We start from the raw sequence: 18,210 nt of genomic DNA, 5'->3' as shown, positions 1-18,210 counted from the left end.
ACCTTTGGCAGTCCCGGCATTGACGTGTTTACTTGATGCGCGGGAGCTGTTCCCACTGGTGGAACGGCGGCGGCGATGAAAGCTGCCATTCGAGTGTCGTGGCGCCCGCACCCCAAGGATTGGCTCCAGCCTCACGCTTCTTGGCGAACGCCTCGAATACGCCGAAGAGGAAGATCAGAACGCCAACGCCTGAGATGTACGAACCGATCGACGATACTTCGTTCCACCCTGCAAAAGCATCCGGGTAATCGATATAGCGGCGCGGCATGCCGGCGAGACCAAGGAAATGCTGCGGGAAGAAAACCAGATTGACACCAATGAACATCACCCAGAAATGCGTGTGGGCAATTTTATGGTTGTACATGTAGCCGGTCATTTTCGGGAACCAGTAGTACCAGCCGGCGAAGATGCCGAACACTGCGCCCAACGACAGCACGTAGTGGAAATGCGCGATCACGTAGTAGGTGTCATGCAGCGAACGGTCGAGACCGGCATTAGCCAATTGAACGCCCGTCACACCGCCAACGGTGAACAGGAAGATAAAGCCGATCGCCCAGACCATTGGCGGCTTGAACTCGATGGACCCACCCCACATCGTGGCGATCCAGGAGAAGATCTTGACGCCGGTTGGAACCGCGATGACCATCGTGGCGAAGACGAAGTAGCGCTGCGTGTCGAGTGACAGGCCCACTGTGTACATGTGGTGGGCCCAAACGATAAACCCGACGACGCCGATGGCAACCATGGCGTAGGCCATTCCGAGATAACCGAAGATCGGTTTACGCGAGAATGTCGATACGATGTGGCTGATGATGCCGAATGCCGGCAGGATCATGATGTAAACTTCAGGGTGACCGAAGAACCAGAACAGATGCTGGAACAGGATCGGATCACCACCGCCTTCAGGCGCGAAGAACGCCGTGCCGAAGTTGCGGTCGGTCAGAAGCATCGTGATACCACCCGCCAAAACCGGGAGCGCCAGCAATAGCAGGAATGCAGTGATCAAAACCGACCAGGCAAACAGCGGCATCTTGTGCAATGTCATGCCGGGAGCGCGCATATTGAAGATCGTGGTAATGAAATTGATGGCACCAAGGATCGACGACGCGCCAGCAATGTGAAGCGCGAGAATGGCAAAATCCATCGCCGGGCCAGGCTGACCTGATGTCGAGTATGGCGGATAGATTGTCCAGCCACCGCCCGTACCGAAGCCACCGGCAGGACCCGGAACGAACATCGACAGTATCAACAACAGGAGTGCGGGCGGGAGCAGCCAGAACGAAATATTGTTCATGCGCGGGAAGGCCATGTCCGGGGCACCGATCATAATCGGAACCATCCAGTTGGCGAAACCGCCGATGAGCGCAGGCATGACCATGAAGAAGATCATGATCAGACCGTGTGCGGTCGAAAACACGTTGTACATCTGCTTGCCGGCATCGATAGCCGCGTCACCTTCAAAGCCGTAAACCATGGAGGCCAGACCGTGGAAAATCTGGATGCCTGGCTGTTGCAACTCGGCGCGCATGGCGATCGAAAGCGAACCACCGATAAGGCCAGCTATGATCGCGAAGATCAGATACAGCGTACCGATGTCCTTGTGATTGGTCGAATAAACCCAACGCGTCCAGCCTGTCGGCTTGTGAGCGTCGTGTGCTTCGTGAGCTGCAGAACCTGCCATCAAAGTGCTCCCGTTCCTCAATAAATTGCGTAAAACCGGCTTAGTTGCCAGCCACGCTTACATTCTTGTCTGCGTCAATTGCTGCGGTCAGCGCCTTGTAGGCACCCGGAAGATCTTTCCCGGCGGCAGTAAACCACGCATTGTACTGATCCTGTGAAACGACATGGATCGCAATCGGCATGAAGGCATGATCCTTACCGCAAATCTGCGAGCACTGACCATAGTACATGCCCTCCTTGTTAGCCTTGAACCAGGTTTCGTTGCTGCGGCCAGCAACGGCATCCATCTTCACACCAAAGGCAGGCATGGAGAAAGAGTGGATGACGTCGGCACCGGTGACTAGCAAACGCACAGTCGTATCAACAGGGACGACCATTTCGTTGTCGACCGCCAGCAGGCGCGGGTAGGCCTTTTTGTCTTCCTTCCCGGTAGCGGCGCGATCCGTCTCTTTCAACATGACAGAATCAAACGAAACAGGGGCTTCGCCTGCCTGATATTCGTAACCCCAATACCATTGATAGCCGGTGGCCTTGATCGTCAACTTCGGCTCTTCGGGCGAATACTGCGCCGTCAGCAACTGGAAGGAGGGAATCGCCAAGAAGAGAAGAATGACGACAGGGCCTACGGTCCAGACGATCTCAACCGCCGTATTGTGGCTGGTTTTTGACGGGACCGGATTGGCACTGGCGCGATAGCGATACATCACCCAGGCCAGCAGTGCCATCACGAAAAGCGTAATGGGAACGATAAACCACAATGTATAGCGTTCAAACCACTCGATCTGCTCCATAATGGCGGAAGCTGCCGGTTGGAAAGTCATTTGCCAAGGCTCCGGCTGGGCTGCATAAGCAGTGCCGGCACCGAGCAGGCCACTCAGGATACCCATCAGCGTGACAATATTCTTCTTCACCTAGAAATCTCCCGAATGAAGCATTGATTCCATAGAATAAGACTGGGCAGCGTGATGGCCCGATGTATGGCGCGTTCAAACCACACATTAGCTTACATCGCAAGGAAGGCGAACGTGATCTCATGCGGCATTTTTGCGCGCGGCTTTCCAGCAGCAAGCCCCAGACCGCTCGAAGCAGCAGTTTTTTCGTTCTTGCAGCTGTTTTGCAGCACACAGGGCCATTAGGCTCACAATCCGGCCATTTTTCGGCTACACCACGTCTTATAGGCCGCGCTATGCTGGGGAGCGTTTGAGCGGTATTCTTTTCATCCGGGGCGGAGCGGTTTAACGTCTGGATGATTCGTTTTGGAGCCTACATGTTCTCTTTCGCGCTACGTAGCATCGCTGCTGGTCTGCTTGCTCTGTCAATGACTGTCGTTGCGGGCACCGCAATGGCAGCGCAGCAAAGCGGCACAGTCAAGTCCACCCATGGCGCATGGTCGATCCTCTGCGATACGCCGGCGGGTGCCAAATCGGAGCAATGCGCGCTGATCCAGAACGTCGTCGCGGCGGATCGTCCGGAAATGGGCCTCTCCGTCGTCGTTCTGAAAACGGCGGACAACAAAGCGAAGATCTTGCGTGTACTTGCCCCCCTTGGTGTACTCCTGCCCAACGGCCTTGGCCTCAATGTGGATGGTAAAGATATCGGCCGGGCTTACTTCGTTCGTTGCTTCGAGGATGGTTGCTATGCCGAGGTCATTCTGGAAGATCAGCTTGTCCAGACGCTAAAGACCGGCAAGGCGGCAACATTCATTGTCTTCCAGACACCGGAAGAAGGTATCGGCATTCCGGTCGAACTTAATGGGTTTGGCGAGGGTTTTGACGCACTTCCATAAGTTTCGAGGGAGTTTGCGGTTGTCGAAAGGGCTATGAAGGCCTACATCCCGTTCACACCATTTGAACCGGACCCATTCTCATGAAAAGTCTCATCGACAGTTTTGATGCGCCGCGCGACAAAATCCTTGAAACCGTAAAGCAGAGTCTCGACGGGGCGGATGATGGCGAACTCTTCATCGAATACAGAGAATCAGAGGGTCTCGCCTTTGACAATGGCCGGCTGAAAAACGGTTCATTCAACCAGGATCAGGGTTTTGGGCTGCGCGCCGTGGCCGGTGATTCGGTCGGTTATGCTCACGCCGGCGAGTTGTCGCTAGGCGCATTGAAGCGTGCCTCGGATGCAGCTTCGGCGGTAAGGACTGGCTACGCCGGAACTTATACCGCAGCGCCGCCCGGAACAAACCGGAGCCTCTACAGCGATGAAAATCCGCTTGGCTCGCCGAGTTTCGAGGCGAAGGTGAAACTGCTCCAGGAGATTGATGCCTATCTCCGGGCGAAGGACCCGAAGGTGCGGCAGGTTTCCGTCTCGCTTGCGGCTTCATGGCAGCAGGTAGAAATTCTGCGTGCCGATGGACATTTTGTGCGCGATGTTCGCCCCATGGTCCGGCTTAACGTGTCCGTTGTTGTCGGCGATGGCGACCGGCAGGAAAGCGGTACATATGGTGCAGGCGGCCGCAAGGGCTTCGGCGAATTCATCGTCGCAGATAAATGGCAATATGCTGCCGATGAAGCACTACGGCAGGCTCTGGTAAATCTGGAAGCAATCCCCGCCCCCGCTGGCACATTTGACATCGTGCTTTCCAGCGGTTGGCCGGGCGTGATGCTTCACGAAGCTGTAGGCCACGGTCTCGAGGGGGATTTCAACCGGAAGAAGACGTCTGCCTTTGCCGGTTTGCTCGGCCAGAAGGTAGCATCGAAGGGCGTAACCGTCGTTGATGACGGTACCATCTCCGAACGGCGGGGCTCACTGACTGTCGACGACGAAGGCATGCCGACCAACAAGACTGTGTTGATCGATGACGGCATTCTTGTCGGCTACATGCAGGATCGGCAAAACGCGCGCCTGATGAGAATGGAGCCAACCGGCAACGGACGGCGCGAATCCTACGCTCATGCACCGATGCCGCGCATGACCAACACATATATGCTTGGCGGCGACAAACCGCCGGAAGAAATCATCGCCTCGGTCAAGAACGGAATCTATGCCGTTTCCTTCGGTGGTGGCCAGGTGGACATCACCTCCGGCAAATTCGTGTTCGGCTGTACGGAGGCCTACATGATCGAGAACGGCAAGCTCGGCGCGCCCGTCAAGGGCGCCATGCTGATCGGCAATGGACCCGACGCGATGCAACGCATTTCAATGATCGGCAATGACCTGCAGCTTGATACGGGCATCGGCAATTGCGGCAAGGGCGGTCAATGGGTGCCGGTGGGTGTCGGCCAACCACATCTGCGCATGGATCAGATGACCGTTGGCGGGACGGCGGTCTAACTAGGTCCCTATTTTTTGCTGAGCAAGGCCACCACTTCGACGTGCGATGACCAGAGAAACTGATCGATTGGCACCACGCGGTCGATTTTATAGCCACCCTTGACGAGGATGCTCAGGTCGCGGCCGAGGGTGACGGGATTGCACGAGATCGCCGCAACTTTCGACACGGTGGATTTCGCGATCTCGATTGCCTGTGCTTCCGCGCCCGCACGCGGCGGATCAAAAACGAGACCCGCATACGGCTTCAGTTCCCGCGCCAGAAAAGGTCGCCGGAACAAATCACGGCGCTCCGCCGTGACCGGCTTGAGACCCTGAACATGCCGGATGCTGCGATCCATCGCATCAACGGCGGACTGCTCGCCCTCAACAGCGTGGACTGCTGATTTCTCTGCCATTCTGAATGTGAAGGTGCCAGAACCGCTAAAGAGGTCGATCGTCTTCTTTGCCTTGGCCAGATGCCCGGTAACCAATGCAGACATGGCTATCTCGGCTTCCAAGGTCGCCTGGAGAAAGCCGCCAGCGGGCAGAAATACTGGAACTTTGCCAAAATGGACAATAGGCTTTCGTGGCTCGACGATGATTTCGCCTTCAAAGCTTAGTCGGGCAAAATCCTTTTTGATAACCAGCGCTGTCAGCGCCTGACGTTTGGCGGCGTCGGGTGCGCCACACCCTGATGCCACAATATCCAGGCCTGAAGCCGTGGATGTGACTGTCAGCTTGAAGGGTTTCATACCGCCACCAAGAACAGCAACCAGTTCGCGGAGGTCGTCAAGACGCGCAACGATTTCCGGCACTGTTACTGGACATTCCACAATATCCACCAGTTCGTGACTGAGATGCTTGTTGAAACCGAGTACGGCACCCCTCTCACTCGTGCGGACGGCAAAAACTGCACGGCGCCGGGTCTGCGGGGCACACGGCACAAGCGGATCGAGCGTGAACGCGAACCCCCGGCCCGCAAGCGTATCGTGGACGAGCGATCTTTTCCAATCGCGATAAGCGCTGTCCTGCCAATGCTGCAAGGTGCAGCCTCCGCACTCCTCAAAGTGGCGGCAGGCGGGCGCAATGCGCTCGGGCGATGGTTCCAGCAGCGCCACAAGCGTGGCACGGCCATTTTCCAGCGCCACATTGGCAACCTCGCCGGGCAACGAAAACGGCACATAGGTGCTTCCCGCGGAAGTGGCGGCAATGCCGTCGCCGCCGGCGCCCATCCGTTCGATCGTTACGCGCGTACTCATCAGATTTTACTTCTCAATCGTGGCTTTCAGGCCGGTCAGCAGAAACTCGCGATTGCCATCGCCGCCCTCTATGGGCGAAGGGCAGTACCCAAGAGCTTTCCAGCCCGGCAATCCATCCAACCAGTTCCTTAGATCATTTGCGGCGCGTTCACCATCCTTCGGATCGCGCAAAATGCCGCCTTTCCCGATAGCTTCGCGACCGGCCTCGAATTGCGGCTTGACGAGAAGAACGCAGTGGCTGCCAGGCTCTGCCAGATGCAAGGCCGGTGGCAGCGCAAGTTTTAGTGAAATGAAGCTGACGTCAGAAACGACGAGATTGATCTTGCGACCCTCAAGATGCTCGCGGACCAATTCCCGGGCATTGAGCATTTCAAGATTTATGACACGTGCATCGGCTTTGAGACTCCCATGCAGCTGGCCATGACCAACGTCGACGGCAATGACATGGTCCGCGCCTCTTTCCAGCAGGACCTGCGTGAACCCGCCGGTCGATGCTCCGATATCGAGTGCTGTGCATCCTTTCACGTCGATGGCAAAATGATGGAGGCCGGTGACAAGTTTCAACGCTGCGCGCGAGACATAGCTACTGGCGGGATCATCGGCAAGGACTGCTGCGTCGATGGAAACCGTGGTGCCCGGCTTGGTGATGACAAAACCGTTGACTTGCACCGTGCCGCGTATGATGGCGTCGCGCGCCCGTGACCTGCTTGCAAAAAGCCCCTTATCAACCAGAAGCTGATCGAGCCGCATCGACGTTACGCGCGGGCTGGCGAAATAATGTGCTCGCGGCCAAGTGCGCCAAAGACAGTTCGCACGATGCCCGCACTGTCGAGACCCGAACGGGCATACATTGCTTCGGGTTTGGCGTGGTCGAGATAAAGGTCAGGCAATGTCAACGTCCGGACACGAAGGCCATTGTCCAACAGGCCGTCCCGGCTAAGGAAATGCAGAACGTGGGAGGCGAAACCACCAATCGCACCCTCTTCCACCGTAATGAAGACCTCGTGCTCCCGTGCCAGACGACGAATCAAATCCTCGTCCAACGGCTTGGCAAACCGTACGTCGGCAACGGTTGTAGAAAGTCCCGCTGCATCCAACTCGTCTGCTGCGGCCAAACATTCTTGCAGGCGGGTGCCAAACGAGAGTAATGCGATCTTCGACCCTTCACGGACAACTCGGCCTTTGCCGATCTGCAGAATCTGTCCCCGCTCAGGCAAATCGATACCGACGCCGTCACCGCGAGGATAGCGAAACGAGATCGGCCCCTCATCATACTCGGCCGCCGTTCGCACCATATGGCGCAACTCGGCCTCATCAGATGCGGCCATGACGACGAAGCCCGGCAAAGCAGCCAGGAAACCCGTATCGAATGAGCCGGCATGGGTCGCGCCGTCGGCACCGACCAGCCCCGCCCGATCTATGGGAAAACGTACCGGCAAGTTCTGCAGTGACACATCATGCACCACCTGGTCGTAACCACGCTGCAGAAATGTCGAATAGATCGCGGCAAACGGCTTTAAGCCTTCGCTTGCCAGACCCGCTGCGAAAGTCACGGCGTGCTGCTCGGCGATACCAACATCGAAGGTACGTTCCGGGAAAACTTCCCCAAAAAGGTCGAGACCGGTTCCGCCCGGCATCGCTGCGGTTATGGCAACGATCCTATCGTCGTGACGCGCTTCCTCGATCAGACTCGTGGCAAAGACCTTCGTGTAACTTGGCGCGTTGGCCGGCGGCTTCGCCTGCGCTCCAGTAATGACGTCGAACTTATTAACACCGTGATATTTGTCCGCAGCTGCCTCCGCCGGAGCGTAACCCTTGCCCTTTTGGGTAACGACATGGATCAGCACCGGGCCGTCCATCGTATCGCGGACGTTCTTCAGGACGGGCAACAGATGGTCGAGATTGTGCCCGTCGATGGGCCCGACATAGTAGAAGCCGAGCTCTTCGAACATCGTTCCGCCAGTCCAGAAACCACGCGCATACTCTTCCGACAGGCGCGCCTTTTCCTGCAGGAATTTCGGCAGTTTCTTGGCAAGCTGCTTGGCGGTTTCGCGGAATGAACGGTAAGCGCGCCCGGAGACAAGGCGCGCCAGATAGGCGCTCATCGCGCCGGTGGGCGGTGCAATGGACATGTCATTGTCATTGAGAATGACGATCAGCCGCGCATCGAGAGCTCCAGCATTGTTCATCGCCTCATAGGCCATGCCTGCCGACATCGCTCCGTCGCCTATCACCGAGATCACGTTGCGCTTCGTGCCGGAAAGATCGCTGGCAACGGCCATTCCGAGACCTGCGGAAATGGACGTGGACGAATGGGCAGCGCCGAAGGGGTCGTACTCGCTTTCGCCGCGCTTGGTAAAACCGGAAAGCCCGCCTTCCTGCCGCAGGGTCCGGATACGGTCGCGCCGGCCGGTTAGTATCTTGTGCGGATAGGCTTGATGGCCGACGTCCCAAATGATCCGGTCATGCGGCGTATCGAAAACATGATGGAGTGCGACCGTTAGTTCGACGACCCCAAGACCGGCGCCGAGATGGCCGCCCGTCGTCGAAACCGCATCAATCAGTTCGGTGCGCAGTTCCTGCGTCAGTTGAGGCAGATCGGATTCCGGCAGTTGGCGCAAATCCAAAGGAACTTTAACGCGATCAAGCAGTGGTGTTTCAAAATTCTTGGCCAAAGCGCAGGTTCCAATTCCAAGCTCAATTCTTGCCGTTCCCTAAAGGAAAACCAGCCGACCAGCAAGAAGCGGAGTTTACCGCTCCATGGGTCGGTTTTCAGGCAGCGGTATGAATTCTTCCTCGTCGCCAGGAACGATATCGAAACGGCCCGTGCGCCATTCTTCTTTTGCCTGCTCGATCCGCTCTTGGGATGAAGACACGAAATTCCACCAGATATAGCGCTTGGACGGAAGAGCAGCACCTCCAAACAGCATGAAGTGCGCGCCTTGCGGTGCACGGACAATAATCTCGTCACCGGCGCGGAACACCAATAGACGGTCCGCCGGGAAGTTCTCTCCTGCCACTTCTACCGAGCCGTCCAGCGTATAGATGGCCCGCTCTTCGGCAATGTTTGCTGGCAACTGGATATGGCTCCCCGGATCGAGCCGAATGTCCACGTAAAGCGTTTCCGCATGCTGTTTGACTGGCGAACCAGCCCCATGGAACTTGCCCATGACGATGCGGGCTTCCATTCCTGCCTCGCGCAGTACCGGCAGTTCACCTACACCTGTATTGGCAAAGGCCGGGTTGATTTCCTCCAGATGATCTGGCAGCGCGAGCCAGGTCTGCAGCCCCGAAATCGGTAACGGTTCGGTCCGCAACTCCTCCGGTGAACGTTCTGAATGAACGATTCCGCGGCCCGCCGTCATGAGATTGACGTCACCAGGTTTGATGACCATCTCCGTGCCGAGGCTGTCGCGGTGGCGGATGTTCCCATCGAAAAGATAGGTCACAGTCGAAAGGCCGATGTGCGGATGCGGCCGCACATCAAGCGCGTCCGTCGGGCGAAGGATCGCCGGACCCATCCGGTCGAAGAAAATGAAGGGACCGACAAGTCGGCGCTTGGCGCTCGGTAGGGCACGCCGAACTTCGAGCCCGCCAACATCGCTGGTGCGCGGGATAATTAGCGTCTCGATTGCATCGATTGCGACTAAGTCACCTATCTTGGGATCTGGGCAGGGGGAAAAACTCATGCGCGCTACTCCGAAGGGGCCGGAGCCTTAGCATAGCGGTTCTTCATGGTGCTGAACAGCATCGCTGTGCTTCACTCCGGATCGAGCGGCTCTGTGCCGACGGGTTCACCGTTACGGCCAAGGCGGATTTTCTGCACCTTGTCTTCAGCAGCGCTCAAGAGCGTATCGCAATGCTTCTTGAGAGCTTCGCCCCGCTCATAGATCCGGATCGACTGTTCAAGTGGCACGTCACCACGTTCCAGATCATCGACTATTTTTTCCAGCTGATCGAGCGCCTGCTCGAAGCTCATGGCAGCGATATCGGAATTGTTCTCTACATCGGCCATGCTTCATCCTCCCATCAAGCGTCTTATATGCGCGCCCGCCGAGAGCGACATACCCTTGAGGTCGTAGCCGCCTTCCAGAAGGCTGACAAGGCGGTTTGACGCATAGCTCCCAGCTCTTTCCATCAGGGCACCGGTCGCCCAGTCAAAATCGTCCTCGTTCAGATTTATTTCCGCCAACGGGTCGCGGTGATGGGCATCAAAGCCGGCAGAAACAATAATCAGCTCCGGCCGAAACTCATCGATAGCGGGGAGAATACGCGTGTTAAATGCTTCTCTGAAATGGTCGCTGCCAGTCTGCGGGCTGAGAGGCGCATTGATGATATTGCCAGCACCCGTCTCGTCCTTGGCTCCGGTGCCAGGATAGAGCGGCATCTGGTGCGTCGAACAGTAAAGCACCGACGGATCATCCCAGAAAATGTCCTGCGTACCATTGCCGTGATGCACGTCCCAATCGACGATCGCAACGCGTTCGACGCCATGAGCTTTTTGGGCGTGCCTGGCGGCGATCGCGGCGCTGTTGAACAGACAAAAGCCCATGGCTTTGTCCCGCTCTGCGTGGTGGCCGGGGGGACGCGAAGCTACGAAGACATTGTCCGCGACACCAGTGAATACGTCATCCACAGCGGCGTTCGCTGCGCCGATTGCGGTCAACACCGCTTCCCAGCTTTTAGGGCTCACAGTCGTATCCGAATCGACTCGGGTCAGCCCTTCTTCAGGGATGGTATCGCGGACACGTTCAATAAACGTTTGGGGATGCGCATAAAGGATCGTTGTTTCGTCGCCCATTGGTGCCTGGACGCGATCCAGTGCATCGAAGGTGCTATCCTCCAGCACCTTATTGAGCGCGCGCAATCGATCCGGCCGTTCAGGATGCCCCGGAGGTGTCAAATGTTCCAGATAAATCGGGTGCGAATAAAGACGGGTTACCATGAAAGCTTTCTGCAACAGCAAAAGGGCATGAGCATGACCAGGCGGTCACGTTCAAATTGCACCAGCTACCCGCTGTTGTACAAGAGACATGTCAGCGAATTCTACCGTACGTGCCGATTGGTCAAGCTATACTCAATGCCTGCGTCAGATCGGCAATCAAGTCATCCGGATGTTCTATGCCGATCGACAGCCTGATTGTTGAATCCAGTACGCCAATGCGCTGGCGCACGTCGATGGGGACGCCCGAATGAGTCATCGTTGCCGGATGGCTGGCCAGCGATTCCGTACCCCCAAGGCTGACGGCCAGTTTCAATATCTGCAATGCGTTGAGGAACTTGAAGGCCGCCGGCTGTCCCCCAACGATGTCAAATGAGAAAGTCGAGCCAGCTCCGGTGCATTGAGCGGCAAACGTCTTACCAAGGGGTGAAGACGCGTCGTGATATGGCAGATAGTGTATTTTCTCAACTTTCGGATGATCGCGAAGGAAATTGGCAATGGCCAAGGCGTTGTTGTCAGCCTTCTCCATGCGAATACTGAGCGTTTCGAGTGATCGGCCGAGCATCCAGCAGGAATGCGGATCGAGTTGAGTACCGATCGCGCCACGCAGCGCCTTCACCTGTTTCATCACGGCTCTTGATCCGAGCGCTGCTCCGGCAATCAAATCGGAGTGGCCACCGACATATTTTGTCAGCGAATACAGGGAAATGTCCGCGCCGTGCTCGATGGGCCGTTGGAATACCGGTCCAAGCAACGTGTTGTCGCAGGCGATTATCGGGCGGTGGCCCTGCTTTTCCCCAATGGCCTCGGCGATCCGGCGGATCATTGCCACATCAACCAGGCTGTTGGTTGGATTGGCGGGCGTTTCGATCAGGATCACGGAGACACGGCCCTTCTGCATCGCCTGGTCAGCGGCAGCTTGTACCGAAGCTTCGTTCACGCCATCAGCGAAGCCGACGGCCGCAACGCCCATGTTGAGGAACGTCTTGGCGAGCAGCGTTTCGGTGCCGCCATAGAGCGGCTGCGAGTGCAGGATCGAGTCGCCCGGACGGACGAATGCAAACAGGGTCGTGGCAATCGCCGACATTCCCGAGGAAAAAACCGCACAGCTTTCCGTCCGCTCGTAGACAGCCAGACGGTCCTCAACGATTTCACTGTTGGGATGATTAAAACGTGAGTAGACCAGGCCAGCCACCGTACCGGCCGGCGGTTCCTTGCGACCAGAGACAAAATCGAAGAAATCCCGGCCTTCTTCCGCGGACTTGAATACGAAGGTCGAGGTCAGGAAAACAGGCGGTTTGACAGCCCCCTCGGATAGTTCCGGATCGTAGCCGTAGTTCAGCATCAGCGTCTCAGGATGCAGTTCGTGATTGCCGATATGTGTTTTGGACGGATGGGGAGCGGTCATGGCAGTCTCCTCGCTGAATGAGCCTATCCAGCGAGATTATAGCAAATCCAACGACCATTCCTTGCTATTTTGAAGCGGCCTTCGCAAGAAGCGAGAGCCAGTCTTCAAATAATATCGGTCTTGGTGATCTGGATACCAAAGCCTTCGAGCCCGACATAGTGCCGTTCGCGCGAAGACAATAGACGGATCGATGTGATGCCGAGATCCTTCAAAATCTGGGCACCAAGCCCGATCTGACGCCATTCCTCTTCGCGCACGCGCGCTTCCGCATGGACTTCGCGCTCCTGCAATGCTGCACGATTGCGGTCATCATCCCGGCCAACACCGACCGATCCTTCGCGCAGATAGACAATAACTCCGCGCTTTTCCTCAGCGATGCGCTTCATGATACTGTCAAGCGTGTTGCGGGCGCCGAATACATCGCTTAGCACATCCTCACGCTGCAGGCGAACAGGAACATCCTCACCATCGCGAATATCGCCATAAACGATGGCGGCATGGTGCATCGGCTCCCAAGGCAGTGCGTATGTTATTGCCTTGGCACGTCCGGCACAGGTATCAATCTCGTACTCGCCAATTCGCTCGATCAGCGTTTCCTTGCGCTGGCGGTAGGCAATGAGGTCGGCGACCGTTACCTGATGCAGCTTATGAGTTTCGGCAAAGCTTGCAACCTGGGGACCACGCATGACCGAACCGTCGTCGTTCACCAACTCGCAGATGACTCCGACAGGTGGCAGTCCTGCCAGCTTGCAAAGATCAACAGCGGCCTCTGTATGGCCGGAACGCATCAGTACGCCCCCTTCGCGGGCCACCAGCGGAAAAATATGGCCGGGACGCACAAAATCGATGGCACCAGCATTCGGATTGGCAAGGTTCCTGGCTGTCAACGTGCGATCTTCAGCCGAGATACCGGTTGTCGTGCCGTGTTTGTAGTCGACAGTGACAGTAAACGCCGTCGAATGGGGAGCATCATTGTCGGCCACCATTGGCGCGAGATTCAAGCGTTTCGCGTGCTCGCGGGTCATCGGCGTGCAGACAATGCCTGAAGTGTGGCGAACGATGAAGGCCATCTTCTCTGGCGTACAGTGAACTGCGGCGACGATCAGATCGCCTTCGTTCTCGCGGCCGTCATCGTCCATGACAACCACGATTTCACCGCGTTCGAAAGCGCGTAGGGCATCGACGACCCGTTTTTGATTGTAGGCCATATGAGCGTCCCTTTGCTTAGATACGGCCGGTCTGGCCGCGATGTCTGAGATAATGATCTGCGATGGCGCACGCCACCATTGCTTCACCGATCGGCACGGCACGGATACCGACACATGGGTCATGTCTGCCCTTGGTCATGATATCGACTTGATTTCCGTCCGCATCAATGCTCCGGCGCGGCGTCAAAATCGATGACGTCGGCTTGACGGCAAAGCGCGCGACGACCGGTGCGCCGCTGGAAATGCCGCCCAGAATTCCACCGGCATGGTTGGACAGGAAAATTGGCTTTCCGTCGTTACCCATGCGCATTTCGTCAGCGTTTTCTTCACCGGTAAGTCTGGCAGTGTCGAAACCATCGCCAATCTCTACGCCTTTCACGGCATTGATCGACATCAGGTAGCTGGCGATATCCTGATCAAGCTTGCCGTAGACCGGAGCACCGAGACCTGCCGGAACGTTCTCCGCCACGACTTCAACAATAGCACCAATGGAAGACCCCGCCTTGCGAATGCCGTCCAGATAGTCCGCGAATATGTCGACCGATCCCGCATCCGGTGTGAAGAATGGATTGTTGTTCACTTCATCCCAATCCCAGCGGCCGCGGTCGATGGTATGTATTCCCATCCCAACCAGTGCGCCACGTACAACGAGACCGGGCACCACCTTACGCGCTATGGCGCCAGCTGCAACGCGTGCAGCAGTTTCACGCGCCGAAGAACGCCCACCACCCCGATAGTCGCGTATCCCATATTTGACATCATAGGTGTAATCGGCGTGACCCGGACGATACTGGCGAGCGATATCGCCGTAATCCTTCGAGCGCTGATCGGTGTTCTCGATCATCATCGAGATCGGCGTCCCCGTCGAGATCATGGTAAGGCCGTCATCTTGCAGCATAACGCCGGAAAGCACGCGGACCTGATCAGGCTCACGACGTTGCGTCGTGTATTTCGACTGCCCGGGCCTGCGCTTATCGAGGTACGACTGGATTTCCGCTTCCGTAAAGGAAATACCCGGAGGGCAGCCATCGACCACGCATCCAAGCGCAATTCCATGGCTTTCACCCCATGTGGTGACGCGAAAAAGATGACCGAAAGTATTGTGCGACATAAGCGTACTCGACGTTTTGTCAGGGGGTTTTATGAGCGTTTACTCCTGTGGTCAAACCCGCCGTTGAAATTCCTTTATCCCACACGAAAAAAGCAATTGTTTTGCCACAAATGGAAGCTCTAACTTGCGTCATTGACCGGCATACAGATTTGATAATAGGGGAATTCAAATGCGCTTCATCGTAGCAACGTTCATGTTCATCGCCTCCCTGCTTCCGGTCGGCGCTCTTGCGGACGATGCGCAAGGTACAATCACCAAGATCGATGAAGACAATTCGACTATTACCCTCGACGATGGCAAAGTCTATAAATTGCCCGGCGAATTTGACCTGAGCGTTATCGAGCAGGGTATGAAGGTTACGTTGATGTTCGACGTGGTCAACAAGGAACGCTTCATCACCGACATCGAAGAAACCACTGAATAGCTACAGCCAGGTAAGGTGACCATCCTCCAGGCGCAGAAGCTGATCCTGTGTGATAAGAAGATTGGCAGCATCGTGGCCGTCCAGTTTCTCGACCATACGGAATATCGTTCTCAGGCAACCGCCATGGGTTACGCATACGGTGGGTCCCTTTGCCTCGGCTAACCAACTAGCAACACGAACACTCAATGTCGCATAGCTCTCGGCGGTGTCCCCCGGTGGGACGAAATTCCACTTGTCCCGCCCCCGTTCTTCCACAAGTTCCGGCGTCTTGGCTGCAATGTCTTCAATCATGAAGCCCTGCCAATCTCCGAAACTCACTTCCATCAGGCGTGGATCGGTACGATAGTTCTTAGGATCGAGACCCATGCGGGTCCGGATTCGCTCCATTGTATCGCGCGTGCGCCGCAAAGGGCTGGCAACGAAATCGAAGCCCGCCCCATCGCCGATCAATGATTTCAGCAGATCACCATTGCGATCGGCCTGGGCCCGGCCACGCGCATTCATATCGACATCTGCTTGACCCTGGATTCGTTCGGCGACGTTCCAATCCGTCTCGCCATGACGCGAAAAGTAGATCACCGAGCCAGGCAGAATCACTTGAATTTCAATCCTTGACGACAGAGATATCCGGTGCGTCGACTGCTTTCATTCCTACGACATGATAACCGCTATCAGCGTGATGGATCTCGCCCGTGACGGAGCGCGACAAGTCAGAAAGGAAATAGAGACCCGCATCGCCGACTTCCTCGATCGTCACAGTGCGTCGCAGTGGCGCGTTGTACTCGTTCCACTTCAGGATGTAGCGGAAATCACCGATGCCAGAAGCAGCAAGGGTTTTGATCGGGCCTGCGGAAATCGCGTTGACGCGAATATTGTCCGGGCCGAGATCGACAGCCAGATATTTGACGCTCGCCTCAAGTGCTGCCTTGGCAACGCCCATGACATTATAATTCGGCATGACCTTTTCTGCACCGTAATAGGTCAGCGTCAAGATGGAGCCGCCATCTATCATCAGCTTTTCCGCCCGCTTGGCAACCGCCGTTAGCGAAAAGACGGAAATCAGCATCGTCTTTGTGAAATTGGCTTCCGATGTGTCCACGTAGCGACCGGTGAGTTCGTCCTTGTCGGAGAACCCGATTGCGTGCACCAGGAAATCGATCTTGCCCCAGTGCTGCTCGAGCGCAGCAAAGCAGGCGTCGATGGTAGACGCATCGGAAACATCGCAATGTCCGCATAAAAAAGCGCCGAGCTCCTGTGCGAGCGGCTCAACGCGCTTTTTCAAAGCATCGCCCTGATAGGTAAATGCAAGTTCGGCACCTGCGTCGTGCGCTGCCTTGGCAATGCCCCAGGCAATCGACCGATTGTTGGCGACACCCATTATAAGGCCGCGTTTACCCTGCATCAAACCAGTTTTGGCGGTCATATACCAACCCTTCATGAGACTTATGATTGATGTGGGGTATCGCACAGCCCGCGCCGGGCTTCAAGCGCGGTATCTAATCTGGTTTTGGATTTTCAATGACTGGAATCGCGTAAAAAGGCTTCCAAAGCTGGATCCCCATGTTCCGGCAACATAATGCGGACGTGAGTGAACAGATCGCCATGGCCATCTGGCTTCTTTGGCAAACCCTTGCCTTTCAGCCGTAAAACCCTATCGGAACTGGTCCACGGCGCGACTTTGACCGCTACGCGGCCGTTGAGGGTTTCGACTTCCTGGCGCGAACCGAGGGCAGCGTCGCTCAACGAAACCGGAAGTTCGACATGAAGGTCTCTTCCCTCGACCCGAAATTTCGGATGCGGTTTGAACCGCACTGTGACTAAAGCATCACCAGCGGTGCCTCCAGGAACAGCTTCTCCCTGTCCTTTCAAGCGAATCGTTTGACCGTTTTCCACCTGTGCGGGCAGTTTGATCGCCAGCCTTTTGCCGTTGGGAAATATTGCTTCAACCTTTTCGGCGCCCGCTGCCTGCTCAAGGCTGATATCTATAGTTGCCTGTAGGTCGGCACCTTTGCGTGGCCCGGCGCGACGCGTGGCCCCGCCAAAGCCGCCCATGCCGCCGGTCTCGCCAAACAGACTGCTCAATATGTCTTCGGCACCTAGGCCAGATGTCCCGCCGCTCCGGAACTCGAAATTGCCCGGACGGCGCCCGCCACCAAAACCCGCAAACGGGTCGCCGCCACCGGCGCTCGAGTAACCTTCAAACCCTTGCGGTGCGCGCTGCTTGCCTTCGGCATCGATCTCCCCCCGGTCAAACTGGCCGCGACGTTCTTTGTCACCAACGATTTCGTATGCCTGATTGATTTCGGAGAAATTTGCCTGCGCCTTTGGGTCATCCTGATTCTGGTCAGGATGATATTTCTTGGCGAGTTTGCGAAACGCCGATTTAATTTCCTCGGGCTTCGCCGTCTTGGCGACGCCCAACACGCTATAGGGATCGCGCATGTGTCTGCCTTTCTTCGCAACGGAGCGAGATGTCTTGGGATTCCGCTGCTATATGCTCACGAATAGGAAGAAATTCCAGAGATTTGAAACGAAAAAAGTGAAAACTGGCCCAGATTCTTCATCTGCTACATAGGCGCGAAAGATTTCAACGTCCACTGCCCGCCATTTTGCATGCAGGTCTCGCCCTTGTAAATCATGACCCCGTCAAATGACTCGCGCGAAGTCTGGAACTCGCGGCAAAGACCGGCGTCGTCTTTCTTTTCAGCAATGGTCGTTATTGTACCTTGGCTGCCCGTCTCGGGATTAGACCAAGGAACCGGCTTGTTGCCCCATTGGGTGAAATTCAGCGCCGAGACGATGTTGCGCACTGTCAATTGATCTGACGAGCCCTTGGCGTCGACAGGTTGTGCAGGAGCGACCGACCCTGTTACTGTTGCCTGGTCTGGAGCCGCTTTCTCGATGCTGAAATCCTTCATGG

General features: G+C 56.5%; 18 protein-coding genes. 3 read left to right on the top strand and 15 right to left on the bottom strand.

The annotated features are described in order from the left end of the window. Window positions 1-28: 28 nt before the first annotated feature. Together ctaD and coxB are read right to left on the bottom strand one after the other, a co-directional pair. On the bottom strand, window positions 29-1,681 hold the full coding sequence (gene ctaD / locus FHS21_RS05790) for a cytochrome c oxidase subunit I (RefSeq protein ID WP_114432781.1): 1,653 nt from the start codon (window positions 1,679-1,681) through the stop codon (window positions 29-31). Between the two features lie 40 nt (window positions 1,682-1,721). Next, on the bottom strand, window positions 1,722-2,567 hold the full coding sequence (gene coxB, locus FHS21_RS05785) for a cytochrome c oxidase subunit II (protein WP_183661493.1): 846 nt from the start codon (window positions 2,565-2,567) through the stop codon (window positions 1,722-1,724). A gap of 431 nt (window positions 2,568-2,998) precedes the next feature. Between coxB and FHS21_RS05780 the strand changes: the two genes are divergently transcribed. Then, complete coding sequence (locus FHS21_RS05780) at window positions 2,999-3,466, top strand: invasion associated locus B family protein (RefSeq protein ID WP_245426596.1); 468 nt, start codon at window positions 2,999-3,001, stop codon at window positions 3,464-3,466. 80 nt (window positions 3,467-3,546) lie between these two features. Beyond that, a complete protein-coding gene (gene tldD, locus FHS21_RS05775; protein WP_183661200.1) occupies window positions 3,547-4,959 on the top strand; it encodes a metalloprotease TldD in 1,413 nt (470 codons plus the stop codon). 8 nt (window positions 4,960-4,967) lie between these two features. Here the strand turns inward: tldD and FHS21_RS05770 are convergent, their stop codons facing one another. The 9 genes from FHS21_RS05770 to aroC all read right to left on the bottom strand — a co-directional run bounded on the left by FHS21_RS05770 (window position 4,968) and on the right by aroC (window position 14,866). Next, the gene (locus FHS21_RS05770; protein ID WP_376772066.1) at window positions 4,968-6,197 is read right to left on the bottom strand and encodes a class I SAM-dependent RNA methyltransferase; all 1,230 of its coding nucleotides are present in this window, start codon (window positions 6,195-6,197) and stop codon (window positions 4,968-4,970) included. A gap of 6 nt (window positions 6,198-6,203) precedes the next feature. Next, the gene (locus FHS21_RS05765; RefSeq protein ID WP_183661197.1) at window positions 6,204-6,947 is read right to left on the bottom strand and encodes a TlyA family RNA methyltransferase; all 744 of its coding nucleotides are present in this window, start codon (window positions 6,945-6,947) and stop codon (window positions 6,204-6,206) included. Window positions 6,948-6,952: 5 nt separating this feature from the next. After that, complete coding sequence (dxs, locus tag FHS21_RS05760; protein WP_112527311.1) at window positions 6,953-8,872, bottom strand: 1-deoxy-D-xylulose-5-phosphate synthase; 1,920 nt, start codon at window positions 8,870-8,872, stop codon at window positions 6,953-6,955. A gap of 75 nt (window positions 8,873-8,947) precedes the next feature. Further along, a complete protein-coding gene (locus FHS21_RS05755; RefSeq protein ID WP_112527309.1) occupies window positions 8,948-9,886 on the bottom strand; it encodes a pirin family protein in 939 nt (312 codons plus the stop codon). Between the two features lie 71 nt (window positions 9,887-9,957). Further along, window positions 9,958-10,212, bottom strand: coding sequence for an exodeoxyribonuclease VII small subunit (locus FHS21_RS05750; RefSeq protein ID WP_112527307.1), 255 nt, complete (start codon window positions 10,210-10,212; stop codon window positions 9,958-9,960). Between the two features lie 3 nt (window positions 10,213-10,215). Beyond that, entirely contained in the window at window positions 10,216-11,142 is a 927-nt protein-coding gene (locus tag FHS21_RS05745) for a histone deacetylase family protein (RefSeq protein ID WP_112527305.1), read from the bottom strand. A gap of 121 nt (window positions 11,143-11,263) precedes the next feature. Further along, on the bottom strand, window positions 11,264-12,547 hold the full coding sequence (locus tag FHS21_RS05740) for a cystathionine gamma-synthase family protein (RefSeq protein ID WP_112527303.1): 1,284 nt from the start codon (window positions 12,545-12,547) through the stop codon (window positions 11,264-11,266). 104 nt (window positions 12,548-12,651) lie between these two features. Continuing rightward, the gene (ribB, locus tag FHS21_RS05735; RefSeq protein WP_112527301.1) at window positions 12,652-13,755 is read right to left on the bottom strand and encodes a 3,4-dihydroxy-2-butanone-4-phosphate synthase; all 1,104 of its coding nucleotides are present in this window, start codon (window positions 13,753-13,755) and stop codon (window positions 12,652-12,654) included. A 16-nt stretch (window positions 13,756-13,771) separates the two neighbouring features. After that, window positions 13,772-14,866 (bottom strand): chorismate synthase, encoded by a 1,095-nt coding sequence (gene aroC, locus FHS21_RS05730; protein ID WP_112527299.1) that lies wholly within the window; start codon window positions 14,864-14,866, stop codon window positions 13,772-13,774. A gap of 169 nt (window positions 14,867-15,035) precedes the next feature. Here aroC and FHS21_RS05725 point away from each other — a divergent pair, with 169 nt between their 5' ends. Continuing rightward, on the top strand, window positions 15,036-15,290 hold the full coding sequence (locus tag FHS21_RS05725; protein WP_112527297.1) for a DUF1344 domain-containing protein: 255 nt from the start codon (window positions 15,036-15,038) through the stop codon (window positions 15,288-15,290). Here the strand turns inward: FHS21_RS05725 and FHS21_RS05720 are convergent, their stop codons facing one another. The 4 genes from FHS21_RS05720 to FHS21_RS05705 all read right to left on the bottom strand — a co-directional run bounded on the left by FHS21_RS05720 (window position 15,291) and on the right by FHS21_RS05705 (window position 18,208). Next, on the bottom strand, window positions 15,291-15,881 hold the full coding sequence (locus FHS21_RS05720; RefSeq protein ID WP_112528042.1) for a histidine phosphatase family protein: 591 nt from the start codon (window positions 15,879-15,881) through the stop codon (window positions 15,291-15,293). A gap of 13 nt (window positions 15,882-15,894) precedes the next feature. After that, complete coding sequence (fabI, locus tag FHS21_RS05715) at window positions 15,895-16,713, bottom strand: enoyl-ACP reductase FabI (RefSeq protein WP_112527295.1); 819 nt, start codon at window positions 16,711-16,713, stop codon at window positions 15,895-15,897. A gap of 92 nt (window positions 16,714-16,805) precedes the next feature. After that, window positions 16,806-17,732: a DnaJ C-terminal domain-containing protein gene (locus tag FHS21_RS05710; protein ID WP_112527293.1), complete on the bottom strand. Its 927-nt coding sequence runs from the start codon at window positions 17,730-17,732 to the stop codon at window positions 16,806-16,808. A 125-nt stretch (window positions 17,733-17,857) separates the two neighbouring features. Then, on the bottom strand, window positions 17,858-18,208 hold the full coding sequence (locus FHS21_RS05705; protein ID WP_112528041.1) for an RT0821/Lpp0805 family surface protein: 351 nt from the start codon (window positions 18,206-18,208) through the stop codon (window positions 17,858-17,860). Window positions 18,209-18,210 lie beyond the last annotated feature (2 nt).

The organism is Phyllobacterium trifolii, from assembly GCF_014192095.1.
Lineage (GTDB): Bacteria > Pseudomonadota > Alphaproteobacteria > Rhizobiales > Rhizobiaceae > Phyllobacterium > Phyllobacterium trifolii.
This window is presented reverse-complemented; position numbering and strand designations above follow the sequence as displayed.

Excerpts from the sequence above, each read along its gene's own strand:
- ctaD (WP_114432781.1), bottom strand. The coding sequence starts at position 1,681 with ATGGCAGGTTCTGCAGCTCACGAAGCACACGACGCTCACAAGCCGACA.
- coxB (WP_183661493.1), bottom strand. The coding sequence starts at position 2,567 with ATGGGTATCCTGAGTGGCCTGCTCGGTGCCGGCACTGCTTATGCAGCC.
- FHS21_RS05780 (WP_245426596.1), top strand. The coding sequence starts at position 2,999 with ATGACTGTCGTTGCGGGCACCGCAATGGCAGCGCAGCAAAGCGGCACA.
- tldD (WP_183661200.1), top strand. The coding sequence starts at position 3,547 with ATGAAAAGTCTCATCGACAGTTTTGATGCGCCGCGCGACAAAATCCTT.
- FHS21_RS05770 (WP_376772066.1), bottom strand. The coding sequence starts at position 6,197 with ATGAGTACGCGCGTAACGATCGAACGGATGGGCGCCGGCGGCGACGGC.
- FHS21_RS05765 (WP_183661197.1), bottom strand. The coding sequence starts at position 6,947 with ATGCGGCTCGATCAGCTTCTGGTTGATAAGGGGCTTTTTGCAAGCAGG.
- FHS21_RS05755 (WP_112527309.1), bottom strand. The coding sequence starts at position 9,886 with ATGAGTTTTTCCCCCTGCCCAGATCCCAAGATAGGTGACTTAGTCGCA.
- FHS21_RS05750 (WP_112527307.1), bottom strand. The coding sequence starts at position 10,212 with ATGGCCGATGTAGAGAACAATTCCGATATCGCTGCCATGAGCTTCGAG.
- FHS21_RS05745 (WP_112527305.1), bottom strand. The coding sequence starts at position 11,142 with ATGGTAACCCGTCTTTATTCGCACCCGATTTATCTGGAACATTTGACA.
- FHS21_RS05740 (WP_112527303.1), bottom strand. The coding sequence starts at position 12,547 with ATGACCGCTCCCCATCCGTCCAAAACACATATCGGCAATCACGAACTG.
- ribB (WP_112527301.1), bottom strand. The coding sequence starts at position 13,755 with ATGGCCTACAATCAAAAACGGGTCGTCGATGCCCTACGCGCTTTCGAA.
- aroC (WP_112527299.1), bottom strand. The coding sequence starts at position 14,866 with ATGTCGCACAATACTTTCGGTCATCTTTTTCGCGTCACCACATGGGGT.
- FHS21_RS05725 (WP_112527297.1), top strand. The coding sequence starts at position 15,036 with ATGCGCTTCATCGTAGCAACGTTCATGTTCATCGCCTCCCTGCTTCCG.
- fabI (WP_112527295.1), bottom strand. The coding sequence starts at position 16,713 with ATGACCGCCAAAACTGGTTTGATGCAGGGTAAACGCGGCCTTATAATG.
- FHS21_RS05710 (WP_112527293.1), bottom strand. The coding sequence starts at position 17,732 with ATGCGCGATCCCTATAGCGTGTTGGGCGTCGCCAAGACGGCGAAGCCC.
- FHS21_RS05705 (WP_112528041.1), bottom strand. The coding sequence starts at position 18,208 with ATGAAGGATTTCAGCATCGAGAAAGCGGCTCCAGACCAGGCAACAGTA.